Consider the following 16,552-nt stretch of genomic DNA (forward strand, 5'->3'; position numbering starts at 1 on the left):
GCAATTAGAACCAAGTTTCCATCTGCAGTGCAAACAGAACCTCGCCGCCCTCTCCCATCGTTGCAGCATCTGCTTCAGTGCTGATCGAGTAACCATTTAGGTCTTCACTCCAATCCACATAGCTCACAGCGAAACGCAGTTCTGGTCGGTCAAAGAAACCAGTGCTAGTTGAAAGCTTGAGTGTTGGTGCAACTGTCGCTTTGTAGAAACCGCCGCTCGCTTGCTCTGTCGAGTTGTCTAAATCCATGTATTGCAATGAACCTTCGTAAACCATCTCAAAGTTCTCTGTGAACTCTTGAGCTAATCGAACGTTTAAAGAAGCCCATGTGAACTCGTCATTCTTCTTCAAACGGTCTTGGCTATGCTCTGCCATTAATGCAGGTGCTAAGCGCCAGTTGTCGCCAATGCGAGTGACACCGTAGCTAAACAGGCGAACGGCTTTCGCGTCATCCAGTAGATCACCATTTGAACCGATGCCTTTTAGCTCTGCACCTAGGCCACTACCCACTAACATACCCGTTTTAGAGAAGCCTTCGCTCAGACCAAAGAAGTTGTCTCCATGGTACGCAAACATTGCGTGTACACCGCTTTCAGCTGCGCCATTTAGGCGGCTATCGTTGTCTGCTGAGGTCATACCGCTCAACATCACTTGCCATTGGCCAATACGGTTATTCATGGTTGCAATGTAGTTTTCTACATCGGTTGACGAGCTATCAATCTCACCAAAATCTCGGCCATAAATAGAGAAATTCGCTTTCCAGTTGTCGCTCATCTGAACGTCATAAACGCCCGCACCAGTACCTGATAAGAAGACAATATCCGAATCGAAAAAGTGAATATCAAAGTTGTCGCGATCGAATCGTTTACCCGCCCAAAACGTTGCTTCAGAAAACGCTTCAGATTCAGAGAACATGCTCAGACGGTTCAGTTCTGAATACACTTGTCGCACATTCAACTGGCTTTCGCTGGCAGTCCACTCGTTATTTGTCTCAGTACTGTCGGCCAACATGATGCGAAACAAAGCACTAGAGCCATCGTCTGCAAATCGCTTATGAATCAAGTTCGCTTCAACGTAATGATCATCTTCAACACCAAGACGTCCAATTGGAGCTCCAATGGCACCCGCCGCTGTCATGTAAGGACCAGTACCTGTCGCGCCGTTTAGGTCGTCGTTGATCAATAACCCAGAGCGAGCATAGCCGTGAAACTCAAACGAAGAAGCCTTTTCATTGGCCTCGGTAGAGACCTGCTCTGTTTGTGCAACCCTTTGTTCTAATTCATTAATACGTTGCTCTAATGCTGCAACGTCTTCACTTGCTAATACCGATGTAGTCATTAGCCCCATTGTTACAGCAACCGCTAAAATGTGTCGTTTCATTCTGATGTTCTCACGTTAATTGTTTTGGATTATCTGCAAACGTTCCCAAAATAATTCGTAAGCACATTTCGGCTTATACTTTTGATGTATAAGCTCTATATCGAAGAAGAAATAGAAATCAGTCGTGTTGATTACTTCACTTTTGTATCTGAGTGGATGATAGATCGATAGTTTCGGGAACGTTACCGAAAATGCATAATTCTGATAACTTTGTCACAAGTGAAATTGATTAATGGGCGAAAAATAGTGTATCGCGCACATTAGATATCTCAGAAAAATAGAGAGAAAATCCAGTACGAGAATTAGGAAAGGCGCTAAAAAATGCAACAGGTTGGCTATAAAAACTAAAGCCTGAGAAGCGATTTTTCAGGCTTTAGAAAGGCGTTCATTGATAACAATAGGTCGTTTTTTGAAAAGTGTATGACATTAACTAACGTGACAGTTTATAGAAGAATAAAGCGTTTAAAAGACTACTTTCTCTTACCCTGCTCCACCAACTTTTCATTCCATGCCGTATTGCCGTCACGCTTAGTCACGTCATACTCTGAACAGAACTGAGATATGGTCATATTGTTATCGCCAGTGGCAAGCTTGAGAGCCAACTGAACTTGTTGAAGCTTGCTTTGCAGTCGCAAGATTTGACCAGCATTTGGGCTTTTCTCTTTGGCGTATTTTAAAGCCGCATGCTTACGTTCTGCCGCGCCCGCTCGGCGATCTGCTTCTGATAACAGATACTTGAGTTGAGCAACACTCTTGCCTTTCTTGAAGGCAGGATCAAGCAACTCAACGCATTCATCAAACGATGGATCGATAACGTATGGGTCAACTTTATGAGCTTGTTGGCGCATCCATTCGAGTGCGAGTTTTTCATCTGACATAATTACATCTTTACCAAAGAAACAGCCCTATATGGTATCGCTCAATAGCAAACCGCTGCAATAACAAATTGAGTGACTTTACGCCTTTTTACACTGTGCCGATTGACTAATTTAACAATCACAGCTCCAATAGTTGGCTTTAACGCATCACAAACAGCTCTTCGTGGTAGTGCTTTTCAATATCAAATTGATAGGTGTCTAATTCTTTTTTCAGTGATGTAGAGAACAACTCCGGCCCGCAGAAATACATCTCGTACTCGTTGAGGTCGCCACATTGATTGACAATTCTTCCGGCGTTTAGCCGCGGTGAGTGCAAGGTATCTATCACGGTCAACTTCACACCAACCGCGTGTGCTAGGTGCCACAACTCATCGATTAATTGCTTATCAACACCGCGAGTACAATAAAACAGTTGAATACGAGGATGATCTCGTTCTGTTTTGAGCGCTTCAAGTGTTGCAAAAAACGACGCTATCCCGACACCACCAGCAATCCAAATTTGTGGCTTGCTTAGGTCAAAATAAAGTCGACCATAGGGTCCTTCAACCGTAACCGCATCGCCCGCTTTCACTCGTTCATATAGGCCATTAGTAAAATCACCCAGCTCTTTGATCAAAAAGCGCAGCTCTGGATCATCACTGCCAGAAACAATGGTAAACGGATGCGGGTCTTCATTACCGAAACGCAAGTACGCAAACTGCCCAGCTTTGTGACCTTGCCAAGATGCCTCCGGTTTTAACACCAGCTCCATCACTTCAGCTTGTGGAAAATAGCGAGTCGAGATAATCTTCGCTGAGTGACGATTACGACGCCCAACCAAGCCCAACAAACTGTAAATCGCTGCGATAGACCCAGCCAAAGCAAATGCCACAGTTAGATAATAAATAGGTTCTCCCCAATACGCTCGTTTAAGCAGGATTACTGAGTGGAAAGCGATAAACAGGTACGCAACCGACATCAGACGGTGCGACAATTTAAACGGTTTGTACTTCACTGCCGCCCATAGTGACGCCACCAGTAAAATGAGCAACAAGTAGAAGCCCCACTCGCCAATACTCTGAGCAATACCGCGTAATTCATTGACCCATAACTCCCATCCAGTCAAAACAGCTTGCGGCCCTGAACCATCGTGTCGAACAGGCTTATCTAACACACCAGACACCACCAATGACTTAGGTATTTGGTACCACAACCAGTGTGTCACACCCAGTGCAACACCACCGATACCGAGCCATTTATGGACTCGATATGCTTTATCCATACCTTTCAGCCAATTCTCAACCATAGGCAAACGCATCGCCAAGATCATTGTGATGGACATTAACACCAGAGACAAAATACCTGAGTACTGAATCATGGCTGAGCGCCATTCAAAGACATCGCTTGAAGCGAATAATTGCGGTTCCATCGCAAACCAAAAGGCTGACATTGTGGCAATCATTGCCCAAATGATATTGCGGACTGTTTTCATTTGTTAACACTCATAAAGACGACATCATTACTTTAGCTCCTGTGATGTAAAGGGACGTCAACGTACGTAAATCTATGCAAAGGATCTCGTTCATTGTGCTGTAGCAGAGATAAAAGAGACAAACTGCCCACGGCCAATAAGCGCTCTTTGATCGATAAAAGCGGATTCTTCGTACATATAAGTCCGTTAGTGAGCATGCTCGAAGATAACAATAAATGAGAAGAAGAGAAGATATGAAGGACATGACCCTTTCTAAACAAGATATCCAAACAATGGACCCGCGCCACCGCATTCGTTTGGTTAACTCCCTATCTGGATTTAAAAGCGCCAACCTAATTGGTACTTGTGATAAACAGGGGCTTGAAAACCTTGCGATAGTGAGCTCTGTCATTCACCTAGGGTCTGATCCCGCGCTGCTTGGTTTTATTGTTCGCCCAGATAAAAGCCGACGTCATACGCTAGAAAACATCCTAGAAACTAAGTACTTCACCGTTAACAGCATTGGTGCTGACTTTGTTAAAAAGGCCCATCAAACCTCGGCTCGCTACCCTAAACCAGTCTCAGAATTCAACGCGGTCGGCTTAACGGCCTATTATGACGACACATTCCCCGCTCCCTTCGTCTTGGAGAGCAGTTTAAAGATAGGGTTAGCGTTCAAAGAACAGATAACAATCGAAAGCAATCAAACGCAAATGTTGATCGGTGAAGTTATAACGATTCACGCACCCAAACGCGCCGTGATGCCGGATGGCTACCTTGATTTAGAAGCGTTGGATTTGGTCACGGTATCAGGGCTTGATAGCTACCACGTAACTCAAAGACTGCACCGATTAAGCTATGCAAAACCACAACAGCCACTCTTTCCACTCACTCGCGAAGGTAACCCAACCTCATGGGAAGCGTTCGAACTTAATCTAGACTAATTTTGTTCGGCAATTTGCTATCAAAAGTGCTAACGTCCTTTAATTCCAAGAGATGCATCTCACACAAGTGCATCTCGCTGAGCACCCCATTCATTCTTACGTCTGTTTCCAAGGACCCTTTTGAAGTTAACTCACTTTAAATACAAAACGCGCGAAGGCCCAGACTACCGGCACGGCGACCAGGTGTCTTTTATGGACATCAAACAAACCTTCGGTATGGGCAGCATTCGTGTGGGTGCTTGGGTGACGAAAGAAGAAAAAGAGTTGGCCGCAAATCTGATATTCGATTCGCTAGCCGACTTGGCTTACATCTTGGCTTTGCCACCAGAAGCGATTGGCCTTCGCGGCACATTAGGCTTAGCGTTCGGCAGTGGCGGCAGAAAAGGCGTACAAGCACACTATGCCCCGAACCAACGAGAATTAGCCCTCGCGAAGAATGCCGGAGCTGGCGCGCTCGCTCACGAGTTTTGGCATGCATTTGACCACTATATCGCTGAGAAAGCGTTTGAAATCGGCGATACCTCTGGCCCTCGCAAGCAGATCCTGTTCGCCAGCGACTGTTGGTTGCACGATAGAACGGTGCGACCTCATCCATTAAACGAAAGTTTGATGTCTCTGTTTGATGCCACACTGCTTAGCGACAATAACTTGGACAAACACGATTATGTGGCTCGCAGTGTGATTGCCGACAAAGCGATGTCTGCCCGTTACTTCTCACTACCCACAGAGATGATGGCGCGCGCTTTTGAATCCGTGATTGAATCGTGTTCCGATATCAAGAACGCTTATCTAGTGGATGGCACAACCAAGCCTGATATGTACCCCGTGTATCCTGATATGGCGCACCGAGAACAGATATACCAAGCCCTGCAAGGTTACTTCGCACCATTAGGCCGATCTTTGAGTAAATAGCATTTTGAGTCAGTAACTCTCTGCATATTTACAATGAATGACATGTACCATAAGTTGATCATGTGTAAGCTCTGATATAACATGTACAACAAGCGGAACATGTAGAATAGTTAATTCATGAATGATTAACTATTCTGTGTATATAGAAAGATTAAACATATCCAAAAACAACAGGGTAAATAAGTGATGAATATTGTTTCTTTTACTGAGGCCAGAAATAGCCTTAAGTCTGTGCTCGATAGAGTGGTAGACGATTCTGATGTTACGGTAATAACCAGACGAGATTCAGAAGATGCAGTGGTCATGTCTCTTGATCATTTTAATTCAATGCAAGAAACCTTGTACCTAATGAGCTCGCCTAAAAACGCTGAAAGATTGGCTGAATCTATTGCTCAACTCGAAGCCGGAAATACAACCGTTCGAGAATTGAATAATGACGAATGATCGAAAGATTGTATTTACAGATAATGCTTGGGAAGATTACCTATACTGGCAAACCCAAGACAAGAAAACGCTCAAGAAACTAAATAAGTTGATTGAAGCCGCCAAAAGAACACCCTTTGAAGGGATTGGAAAGCCGGAGCCACTAGTCGGCAACCTGTCTAGCTTTTGGTCAAGACGAATCGATGACAAGAATCGATTAGTGTATAAAGCAGATGACGATAACTTTTATATAATTGCTTGTCGTCACCACTATTAAAAGCAGTAAGCAGCACATAGAAAGGGCAGTAATGATCAGTTGGCCATCTTTGGTAAAACTCGACGGTGATGATGAGCTTATTTACGTCGCATCCGAACACGAATTTCAAGCAGAATGCTCAGACATGATCTTGGGCGAAGATGATTACCTCATCGATTCTGAAGGCGACAGCTACTCGCTGCAATCAAGCTCAAATCAACTGTCTCTAGCTAAACTAGCAGACCAGTATTCGGTTGAGAGCGTGACCAAACTGATTCGAAACCACGAGTTTCAGAAAGCCGAAGTGTGCCTAATGAAGATCCACTTCCTAACTATCGAAGAAGCGATTCAGTCTTTGGCTTTTGAGGCTCGCTAATACTGCTTAAGAGCTCGTATCAAAGCGAATCCCCAAGACAGATTAAACAAAAACAGCGCCAATTCAGGCGCTGTTTTTGTTTGTTGTCTTAGCTATCTCAAAGAAAGCTAATACATTAAGCGATAAAAATCTGTGCCAGTGCGTAGCCTAAGCAACATGCGCCTACTACACCGATTAAACCAACCGACATGAATGAATGGTTGAAGTACCACTTACCAATCTTGGTGGTGCCAGAGACATCGAAGTTCACCGTTGCGATATCTGATGGGTAGTTCGGGATGAAGAAGTAGCCGTAAACCGCTGGCATCAAGCCGATAAGCAGGGCTGGGTCTAGTCCTAATCCAAGCCCAACAGGCAGCATCATACGTGCAGTAGCGGCTTGCGAGTTCACCACAACCGATACGATGAATAGCGCTAGTGCGAACGTCCATGGGTAGTTGGTCACCATTTCCACGATGCCAGACTTGAACTGAGGCATTGCGTATTGGAAGTAGGTATCCGACATCCAAGCGATACCGAAGATAGCAATCGCCGCCACCATACCCGATTTGAATACCACGCCGTTTGGCACATCACGTGGGTCAGTTTTGGTCGCCAGCAAGATGATACCGCCGAAGCAGAGCATCATCATTTGGATGATCACCGACATCTTGATTGGCTTGTCTCCGTCAACGATGGTTCTGATTTCAGGCACCATCGCCACGATAACAATCACGACAATCGACAATAGGAAAATCAATACCGCATTACGAGCCGAAGTTGGAAGCACTTCATCCAAAGACGTCGCCGTGGTGCTTTCGATACGCTTTTTCCACTCAGGATCTTTTAGACGAGCTTGGTATTCAGGATCGTCGTTCAGTTCTTTGCCGCGTTTCAGGCTGTACAAAGAAAGCAAAAACGTACCAAACAGCGTTGCAGGCACCGTCACCATCAAAATGGAAAGCAGTGTAATAGAGTGTTGAATATCAGAAAGCTGCGCGAGGTAGTACACCACAGCGGCTGAAATTGGAGATGCGGTAATAGCTAGTTGAGACGCAACTGACGCTGCCGCCATTGGACGCTCAGGACGAATACCGTTCTTCAGTGCAACATCGCCAATGATCGGCATGATGGAGTAAACCGCGTGGCCAGTACCCAATAAGAAAGTCATCGAGTAAGTCACGAACGGAGCTATCAGGGTAACGCGTTTCGGGTTCTTTCTAAGCACCCTTTCCGCCACTTGCAGCATGTATTTCAAACCACCTGCCGCTTCGAGAATCGAAGCACAAGTAACAACGGCGAGGATGATCAGCATCACGGTGACAGGTGGAGACGTTGGTGGCATCTTGAAGACAAACACCTCGATAACCAAACCAATACCAGAAACAACACCTAAGCCAATACCGCCATACCGAGATCCGATATAAAGGACGACTAATAAAAATAGAAACTCAAAATACAACATAAGCAACCCTGCTAAAAATGTGGACTAATGTTATTTTCTCCCTAAGCTCAGCCATTTACTTATTGCTTGGTCACACTATGATTGCAGGCTCCCGGTAATTGTTTTTTATAAGATTATGGTCACGTAAACAGACCTGTAAGTTTATGAAATGTAATAAGAAGCCAGACGCACAAGCTAGATTTGTTATGTGGAATAATCATAATTGTTTCTGTTAGATCTGGATGGCCTATAAAACACAAGGCTCATAACTGAACGATATTATTTCAACCACAACCAATCACATTTAAAGTCATGCAGAAGCATATTGCCGAGCCGATTGGATATATTCTTACTGAACGTTGACTCGCCTATCACTAGACACTATGTCAAAATACCCGCCCTCACGATGACAACACATTAAGAACCACGGATATGAATTTTCAAGCTGCTATTTTTGATATGGATGGGCTGCTGCTCGACACCGAGCGACTTTGTATGCAGGTTTTTGAAGAAGCATGTCACGCGCAAGGTGTTCCGTTTTTGCAAGATGTCTACCTAGGCATCATTGGTTGTAACGCAAAAACCATCGAACAGATTTTTCGAAATGGTTACGGTGAAGGGTTAGATTACCCAGCGCTGAATAATGAATGGCGCACGCGCTACAGTGCAATTGTTAAAAACCAAGCAATCCCAGTAAAAGATGGCGTGATTGAGCTTCTTGAATGGCTAAAATCGAATGACATTCCAATCGCGGTGGCGACCTCCACTCAGCTTGATATCGCAAAGAAGAAGCTTGAGCTAGCTGGCCTAGATTCGTACTTCACTTCATTAAGCACAGGCTGCGAAGTGACTCACGGCAAACCTCACCCAGAAATCTACTTACTCGCGGCAGAACGCTTAGGTGTTGCACCTGAAACCTGCCTAGCGTTTGAAGACTCAAACAACGGTATTCGTGCATCAATGGCAGCGAACATGATCAGCTTCCAAATTCCAGATTTGGTTGAGCCTTGCGAAGAAGTTAAAGCGCTTGGTCACACGATCAGCCCGTCACTGCATCATGTGTTAGCGCAGCTTCAACAAGCCACTGCATAAGCTCTGATTACCGTTAATAGCGCTTTAATCAACACAGAATAACCTTTCTATTAAGCCGACTCACTGAGTCGGTTTTTTTGTTGGTATTCCTTTTATAAAAGATAAAAAATCGCGCTAGAAACTGTTACAGTCGATGTGAAACGATGGAAATCGAGAAGCAATATTGATAATGGAGAAAGGGACGCGTGATAGAAAAATTTGAAAGCCAACTGCTTGATTTTGCACAGCAAGAGATGACACAAGATGCAGCGCACGATATCAGCCATATTAAGCGCGTAGTCAAAACCGCCAAGGCTTTGTGTGCTCAAGAACAAGCTAAGCTTGAAGTCGTGCTGCCCGCCGCTTACCTTCATGATTGTTTCACCTTTCCCAAGAATCACCCAGACAGAGCCCAAAGCTCACAAATGGCAGCAGACAAGGCGATCTCTTTCCTCAAATCTATCGAGTATCCCGCGTCTTATCTCGACGAGATCCATCATGCGATTGTCACTCACAGTTACAGCGCCAACATCACTCCAGAAACCTTGGAAGCTCAAATCGTCCAAGATGCTGATCGCCTAGACTCTCTCGGTGCGATTGGCATTGCACGCTGTTTGTATGTGGGTCAGAGCTTTAACGCCGAGCTGTATAACCACGAAGACCCGTTCGCTGAACATCGTGACTTGGATGACAAGCATTACAGCGTCGACCACTTCTACGTGAAGCTGTTTAAGCTAGCAGAAACCATGAATACAGAATCAGCCAAGTTAGAAGCCAACAAGCGCACCGATTACATGCGTGGCTTTCTTGAGCAGTTGGGCACGGAAGTTTAGCGGTTTAGAAAAAGAGACACGCGATAAGGAAGAGACAAGGATATGGAAATAAACCGCTTTAAAGCCTCCGATGCCAATGAGATCGTCACTTGGTTCACATCACTCGAAGACTATGTACTGTGGGGCGGACGAACCTTTGGTTGGCCGTTAGAAGCCGCCTCCATCATCGAACGCTCTCAAGAGCCTCAAGTTGAGCTATATACCTTCTCTGAGTCTAGTGCTCTCTCTGAACTGAATTCGAACGGCAATAACTCAGAACTGATCGGGTTTATGGAGTTTCAACGTATGTCAGACAGTGAACTTCGATTCTGCCGAGTGGCCATTCACCCAAACCAACGAGGCAAAGGGTTTGGGCAATCCATGATAGAAAGTGCATTAGACGCTGCGAAACAAATCCCTGATGTCACCACCATCAGCTTGGCGGTATTTCAGCAGAATATCGGAGCAAAACGTTGCTACGACAAAGCTGGCTTTCAAGTGGTCGACAAAGAACCCAAGTTCAAAGAATTCAATGGCAAAACCTGGCCTCTATATCAAATGGAATTAAAGCTTAGCTAGTTCGTTTTAATTACTAGATTTGACCCCATATCATTAAGCATTGGCTACATACTCAAGATACACAGATGTAATTTGGAACCTTCATGACCCAAGAAAAATTCGATACTATTTACCAACGTGCAGCTCACCGCAAAGGCGGAGCGGCCGAACTCGAAAAAATTGTTCGTGCACCCCTTTCCCAAGCCGAGTTATCGCAAATCACCGACGATCGTTGGCTCGCTGCCTTTACCGAAAAGGTATTCCAGTGTGGTATTTCATGGAATGTGGTGAGAAAGAAGTGGCCGCAATTTGAAGAAGTGTTCTTTGAATTCAATATCGAAAAAATGCTGATGCTGCCGAACGAGATGTGGGAACAGAAAGCACAAGACCCGCGTATTATTCGTCACCTTACTAAGGTGATGACCATCCCTGCCAATGCCACCATGATTCACAACGCCAAGCGTGAGGCCGATTCGTTCTCGCAAATGGTTGCCGACTGGCCATCAGAACGCATCACCGAACTTTGGGATTATCTGAAGAAACACGGCAAGCGACTGGGCGGTAACACTGGCGCTTACACCTTACGCCAAATGGGCAAAGATACCTTCATCTTGTCATCGGACGTTGAAGCGCATTTGCGCAGTACCGATGTGGTGGATAGCGGTCGTAACACCAAGCGAGCACAAGTCGCGGCGAGTAAGGCTTTCAACGAATGGCAGCAACAGTCAGGTCGTAGCCTGAGCGAAATCAGCCAGATCGTGGCGTACAGCTGCGGCGATAATCGCGTCTAGTTTTAGGGCGAATGACTTAAAGCTCAAGATTGCACACAGTTCCCTGCAAACTAAATGTTATAAGTCATTAACAAATAAGCGTGCATCGCACTTTCATCCAGTGGCATTGTATAGATAAATGTATACAATATAGAGTAACACTCATGAATTATTCTCGACCAACCCAACTCGACTAAACAAGGGCCCTTATCTCTATGACAGCTCTCAAAAATTCTGTCTCCAAAGGTGTAAAAACAAAAGTAACAGGCCAGACTCAAGACGATGTTGTTTACTGCCATATCTTCGACGCGATACTAGAACAAAGGCTGCCACCAGCCACCAAATTAAGCGAAGAAGCACTAGCAGAAATCTTTGGCGTTAGCCGTACTATTATCCGCCGTGCCTTGCTGCGCCTCTCCTTAGAACAAGTTGTGGTGATCCGTCCTAACCGAGGAGCCGTGATTGCTGCGCCAACGGTTGACGAAGCCAAACAAATCTTTAAAGCACGTGAAGTGATGGAAATTGCTATCACTGAGCTGGCGGTGAAAAACGCAACCAAAGCTCAAATAGAAGAATGCAGAAAATTAGTCGCGAAAGAGAACTGTGCTTTCGACCAAGGCGATTACGGCTCTGGCCTACGTTTGTCTGGTGAGTTCCACATCAAATTGGCTGAAATGGCAGAGAACGCGCCACTGCTGGCTTTCCAACGCAGCTTGGTATCGCAAACTTCACTGCTGATCGCTCAGTACGAAACGGGCAACCACTCGAACTGTTCTCTAGACGAACACTCAGGCTTACTGGATGCGATAGAGTCAGGCAATGAACAACAAGCCGTAGAGTTGATGCAAGAACACCTAAGCCATATTCGTTCGAAGCTCAACCTAGACAGCAGCACAGCTTCTAGTGATCTGCATGTCGTGTTCTCAGATCTGCTTAAGAGTAAGTCATAGACGATTCAACAAACGATTGATAACCATCTGTTAACAACTTTTTGTTAACAGCTTTTCGTTAACAAAATTGGAGAGAAGTAAGCCTTCGTGTTTACTTCTCTTTTTTATGCCCTCTCCCCTAAAAATAAATACGACGATCGACTCACATCCATCTAAAACACTGTCTATTCTAGCCTCAACAACGATCTTAGCCTCTACAGAATCACTCCCAACAGTGCCATAAATCTTGTCTTTATCTTGTATACATAGCTATCCATTCATTCACACCATAAAACTGTTCAATCTCAATCCAAACCCTTATAAAACAGACGACTATGACCAAAATTAAATTGTATACAATTCACGACAAGCCATCTTTGTTGCATTTTTGTAAATAAATAGTTGACCGCAGGGTCAGGATGGATAATTATTGACCTAGAAGTCAAAAAGAATACACATGGAAATATGTCGATTTACAAGGAGGTCTCTTGATTACTTTTTTGCTCAATCAGGAAATAAGACGCGAAGATAATCTGTCGCCAAATATGACAGTGCTCAACTACCTTCGTACCAAGGTTAATAAAACCGGTACCAAAGAAGGTTGTGGGTCGGGTGACTGTGGTGCATGTACGGTAGTTCTGGGTGAGGTGGTTGATGGACAGCTGCAATACCGCTCGGTGAACTCTTGCCTTACGTTCGTTTCAGCGCTGCATGGCAAGCAACTGATCACAGTAGAAGATCTGCAAAATCGAGATCGCTCATTGCACCCAGTGCAAAAAGCGGTGGTTGATTTTCACGGTTCACAGTGTGGTTACTGCACGCCGGGCTTCATCATGTCGATGTTTGCGCTAGGCAAAAACAAACCCGATGCGAGCAAAGAAGACGTCATGGAATCACTGGCGGGTAACCTATGTCGTTGTACAGGCTACCGACCAATTGTTGATGCTGCGATGTCACTTTCAACAGACCAACCTTTGATCGACCAATTTGCTGAACTTGAACGCAACACCATCAAGAAGCTAGAAAGCATTCAAGACACTGAGGCCAACTTACGCCTTGGTCACCTCACCGCTTTTTCCCCAAAAAGCACCGATGAGTTGGCCAAGCTTTTTCAAGCCCACCCGAACGCTAAGCTGGTTGCTGGCGGTACGGATTTAGCGCTGGAAGTGACGCAATTCCATCGTGAGATTGAAACACTGATCAGCGTGAACCTTGTTGAAGACATGAAGGTATGTGAAGAGACCGACACCGATCTAATCATTGGTGCCAACCTGCCTATCAGTGATTCTTACTCACTATTGAAAAAACACTACCCAGATTTTGGTGAACTGCTGCATCGCTTTGCTTCACTGCAAGTGCGTAACCAAGGCACCATCGGCGGTAATGTAGCGAATGCTTCGCCTATCGGTGACACCCCTCCTCTGCTGATTGCCCTTAACGCAAAGATCAAACTTCGTTGCGGTGACGAGTCACGCACCATGCCGATTGAAGATTACTTCATCAGCTACAAAGTGACGGCGCAAAAAGAGAGTGAGTTCATTGAACAGATCATCATTCCTAAGCCAACTAACGACAGCTTCCGAGCTTACAAACTGTCTAAACGTTTAGACGACGACATCTCTGCGGTGTGTGGTGCGTTTGATATTCAAATCGAAGACGGCAAGGTTTCTTACGCTCGTATCGCTTTCGGCGGTATGGCTGCAACACCTAAGCGCGCGGCGCGTTGTGAAAATACGTTATTAGGCAAACCATGGACAGACGCTAATATTAAGTTAGCGATGCAGGAACTGTATAACGACTTTGAGCCGCTATCTGATTTCCGTGCCAGCCAAGAATACCGTTCATTGTCGGCAGCCAATATGTTGCGTCGTTACTTCATTGAACAGCAGAACAAAAACAACCAAATCGAAACAAGGGTAACGTCTTATGTCTAAATCAAATTCCTCTGTTCACAAGAGCAATGCGATGACCCACGAAGAGATGGTTACCATTGCAAAACAAGACCTAAAAACTGGCGTAGGTAAAAGCGTAAAACACGACAGTGCAGCCAAGCAAGTCACGGGCGAAGCGGTATACATTGACGACCGCCTAGAGTTCCCAAATCAGCTGCACGTCTACGCACGCCTGAGCACTCAAGCACACGCGAACATTACCAATATAGATTTATCACCGTGTTACGAATTTGAAGGCGTGGCGATTGCCATTAAAGCCAAAGACGTACCAGGTGAATTGGACATTGGTGCAATCCTACCGGGCGACCCACTGCTTGCCGATGGCAAAGTAGAATACTACGGCCAACCTGTGATTGCTGTGGCAGCTAACGATCTAGAAACCGCACGCAAAGCCGCGCACGCAGCCGTTATTGAATACGAAGAGCTACCAGCCATTCTTGATGTGAAAGAAGCGCTGGCAAAAGAGCACTTCGTAACAGAAAGCCACACTCAACAGCGTGGAGACTCAAAAGCAGCACTGAAAAAAGCGAAACACGTGATCTCTGGTGACCTAGAGATCGGTGGCCAAGAACACTTCTACCTAGAAACGCAAATCAGTAGTGTAATGCCAACCGAAGACGGCGGCATGATCGTCTACACCTCTACACAGAACCCGACCGAAGTTCAAAAGCTGGTTGCGGAAGTGATTGGCGTGCCGATGCACAAAGTCGTGATTGATATGCGTCGTATGGGTGGTGGTTTCGGTGGTAAAGAGACTCAAGCAGCCTCTCCAGCCTGTATGGCTGCGGTGATTGCCCACCTTACAGGCCGACCGACCAAAATGCGTCTGCTGCGTAATGAAGACATGCAGCAAACCGGTAAACGCCACCCGTTCTACAATCAATATACAGTCGGTTTTGACGACAACGGTGTGATTCAAGGTGCCGACATTACCGTTACAGGTAACTGTGGTTACTCACCAGACTTATCAAGTTCTATTGTCGACCGCGCGATGTTCCACTCAGACAACGCTTATTATCTAGGCGATGCAACTGTGGTCGGTCATCGATGCAAAACCAATACCGCATCGAACACCGCTTACCGTGGCTTTGGTGGCCCGCAAGGCATGATGACGATTGAACACATCATGGACGAGATTGCGCGTTACCTGAAAAAAGATCCTTTGGAAGTACGTAAAGCGAACTACTACGGCGAAGAAGGCCGTAATGTGACCCATTACTACCAAACCGTTGAAGACAACTTTTTACCTGAGATAACCGAACAGCTTGAACGCAGCAGTGACTATCACGCACGTCGTAAAGAAATCGCTGAGTTCAACAGGCAGAGCCCTATCTTGAAGAAAGGCCTTGCTATCACACCAGTGAAATTCGGCATCTCGTTTACTGCGACTTTCTTGAACCAAGCAGGTGCGCTCATCCATATCTACACCGATGGCAGTATTCATTTGAATCACGGTGGTACGGAAATGGGGCAAGGCTTGAACATCAAAGTGGCACAAATCGTTGCACAGGAGTTCCAAGTCGATGTCGAACGTATCCAGATCACCGCTACAAACACAGACAAAGTTCCGAACACATCACCAACCGCAGCCTCATCGGGCGCCGACCTCAACGGTAAGGCCGCGCAAAACGCCGCAATAACCATTAAGCAGCGCCTGATCGACTTCGCTTCTTCGCACTTCAAAGTGTGGCCTGAAGAAGTGGTGTTTAAAAACGGCATGGTGCAGATCCGCGATGAGATCATGACCTTCAACTCATTTGTTGAACTGGCTTGGTTCAACCAAATCTCGCTATCAAGCACTGGCTTCTATCGCACTCCGAAGATCTATTACGATCACGAGAAGGCGCGTGGTCGTCCGTTCTACTACTACGCCTATGGTGCTTCTTGTTCAGAAGTCATCATCGATACCCTGACTGGCGAGAACAAGATTCTGCGTGTCGATATTCTGCATGACGTAGGCGCTTCATTGAACCCGGCGATTGATATCGGCCAAGTCGAAGGTGGCTTTGTACAAGGTGTCGGTTGGTTAACAACGGAAGAGTTGGTGTGGAACCAGCAAGGCCGCTTAATGACCAACGGCCCTGCAAGCTACAAAATCCCTGCGATTGCTGATATGCCAATTGATTTCAGAACGCACCTTTTGGAAAACCGCAGCAACCCAGAAGACACAGTATTCAACTCGAAAGCCGTGGGTGAGCCACCTTTCATGTTGGGTATGTCGGTATGGAGTGCATTGAAAGATGCGATTAGCTACGTGGCCGTTGATGGAGCGATTCCTAAGCTCAACACACCAGCAACGCCAGAGCGTATTTTGATGGCGATTCAGGAAGTCTCTGAAACAGCCCCGACTTCGGTCGATGCTCAATCAGAAACGGCTTAGAGCTGACAGATATGGCATAGGGCGTAATAAACAGCTTAGG

At 45.8% G+C, this 16,552-nt stretch carries 16 protein-coding genes; 12 read left to right on the forward strand and 4 right to left on the reverse strand.

Features of this window, described 5'->3' with window-relative positions:
- Positions 1-4: 4 nt before the first annotated feature.
- The 3 genes from AB4263_RS08975 to AB4263_RS08985 all read right to left on the reverse strand — a co-directional run bounded on the left by AB4263_RS08975 (position 5) and on the right by AB4263_RS08985 (position 3,727).
- Positions 5-1,378, reverse strand: a complete 1,374-nt coding sequence (locus tag AB4263_RS08975) for a carbohydrate porin (RefSeq protein ID WP_102320859.1) — start codon at positions 1,376-1,378, stop codon at positions 5-7.
- Between the two features lie 470 nt (positions 1,379-1,848).
- Entirely contained in the window at positions 1,849-2,256 is a 408-nt protein-coding gene (locus AB4263_RS08980; RefSeq protein ID WP_017061620.1) for a hypothetical protein, read from the reverse strand.
- Positions 2,257-2,395: 139 nt separating this feature from the next.
- The gene (locus tag AB4263_RS08985) at positions 2,396-3,727 is read right to left on the reverse strand and encodes a ferric reductase-like transmembrane domain-containing protein (protein WP_017061619.1); all 1,332 of its coding nucleotides are present in this window, start codon (positions 3,725-3,727) and stop codon (positions 2,396-2,398) included.
- Positions 3,728-3,960: 233 nt separating this feature from the next.
- Here AB4263_RS08985 and AB4263_RS08990 point away from each other — a divergent pair, with 233 nt between their 5' ends.
- The 5 genes from AB4263_RS08990 (at position 3,961) to AB4263_RS09010 (ending at position 6,617) form a co-directional block, all read left to right on the forward strand.
- Positions 3,961-4,650: a flavin reductase family protein gene (locus AB4263_RS08990; RefSeq protein WP_372098092.1), complete on the forward strand. Its 690-nt coding sequence runs from the start codon at positions 3,961-3,963 to the stop codon at positions 4,648-4,650.
- Between the two features lie 120 nt (positions 4,651-4,770).
- A complete protein-coding gene (locus tag AB4263_RS08995; protein ID WP_017061617.1) occupies positions 4,771-5,562 on the forward strand; it encodes a CLCA_X family protein in 792 nt (263 codons plus the stop codon).
- Between the two features lie 186 nt (positions 5,563-5,748).
- Positions 5,749-6,006 carry a type II toxin-antitoxin system Phd/YefM family antitoxin gene (locus AB4263_RS09000; protein ID WP_017061616.1) on the forward strand — a complete coding sequence of 86 codons (258 nt, stop codon included), beginning with the start codon at positions 5,749-5,751 and terminating at the stop codon, positions 6,004-6,006.
- Positions 5,996-6,262 (forward strand): Txe/YoeB family addiction module toxin, encoded by a 267-nt coding sequence (locus AB4263_RS09005; RefSeq protein WP_017061615.1) that lies wholly within the window; start codon positions 5,996-5,998, stop codon positions 6,260-6,262. Before AB4263_RS09000 ends, AB4263_RS09005 begins: the two co-directional genes overlap by 11 nt.
- 31 nt (positions 6,263-6,293) lie before the next feature.
- The gene (locus tag AB4263_RS09010; RefSeq protein ID WP_102320855.1) at positions 6,294-6,617 is read left to right on the forward strand and encodes a DUF4144 domain-containing protein; all 324 of its coding nucleotides are present in this window, start codon (positions 6,294-6,296) and stop codon (positions 6,615-6,617) included.
- 115 nt (positions 6,618-6,732) lie between these two features.
- On the opposite strand, the gene AB4263_RS09015 is transcribed toward AB4263_RS09010, so the two are convergent.
- Positions 6,733-8,061, reverse strand: coding sequence for an anaerobic C4-dicarboxylate transporter (locus AB4263_RS09015; protein ID WP_010432780.1), 1,329 nt, complete (start codon positions 8,059-8,061; stop codon positions 6,733-6,735).
- Between the two features lie 411 nt (positions 8,062-8,472).
- On the opposite strand from AB4263_RS09015, the gene AB4263_RS09020 reads away from it, so the two are divergent.
- The 7 genes from AB4263_RS09020 to xdhB all read left to right on the forward strand — a co-directional run bounded on the left by AB4263_RS09020 (position 8,473) and on the right by xdhB (position 16,512).
- Positions 8,473-9,132 carry an HAD family phosphatase gene (locus tag AB4263_RS09020; protein WP_017064987.1) on the forward strand — a complete coding sequence of 220 codons (660 nt, stop codon included), beginning with the start codon at positions 8,473-8,475 and terminating at the stop codon, positions 9,130-9,132.
- 185 nt (positions 9,133-9,317) lie between these two features.
- Positions 9,318-9,944, forward strand: a complete 627-nt coding sequence (locus AB4263_RS09025; protein ID WP_372098093.1) for an HD domain-containing protein — start codon at positions 9,318-9,320, stop codon at positions 9,942-9,944.
- 42 nt (positions 9,945-9,986) lie between these two features.
- Positions 9,987-10,502, forward strand: a complete 516-nt coding sequence (locus tag AB4263_RS09030) for an N-acetyltransferase (RefSeq protein ID WP_102320853.1) — start codon at positions 9,987-9,989, stop codon at positions 10,500-10,502.
- An 83-nt stretch (positions 10,503-10,585) separates the two neighbouring features.
- Complete coding sequence (locus AB4263_RS09035) at positions 10,586-11,272, forward strand: DNA-3-methyladenine glycosylase I (protein ID WP_017101307.1); 687 nt, start codon at positions 10,586-10,588, stop codon at positions 11,270-11,272.
- Between the two features lie 194 nt (positions 11,273-11,466).
- Entirely contained in the window at positions 11,467-12,201 is a 735-nt protein-coding gene (locus AB4263_RS09040; RefSeq protein WP_372098094.1) for a GntR family transcriptional regulator, read from the forward strand.
- Between the two features lie 467 nt (positions 12,202-12,668).
- Positions 12,669-14,114 (forward strand): xanthine dehydrogenase small subunit, encoded by a 1,446-nt coding sequence (gene xdhA / locus AB4263_RS09045; RefSeq protein WP_050632513.1) that lies wholly within the window; start codon positions 12,669-12,671, stop codon positions 14,112-14,114.
- On the forward strand, positions 14,107-16,512 hold the full coding sequence (xdhB, locus tag AB4263_RS09050) for a xanthine dehydrogenase molybdopterin binding subunit (RefSeq protein ID WP_372098095.1): 2,406 nt from the start codon (positions 14,107-14,109) through the stop codon (positions 16,510-16,512). The genes xdhA and xdhB overlap by 8 nt, the downstream gene beginning before the upstream one ends.
- Positions 16,513-16,552: the final 40 nt, after the last annotated feature.

It is taken from the genome of Vibrio sp. 10N.261.55.C5 (assembly GCF_041470505.1).
Classification (GTDB): Bacteria; Pseudomonadota; Gammaproteobacteria; order Enterobacterales; family Vibrionaceae; genus Vibrio; species Vibrio crassostreae_C.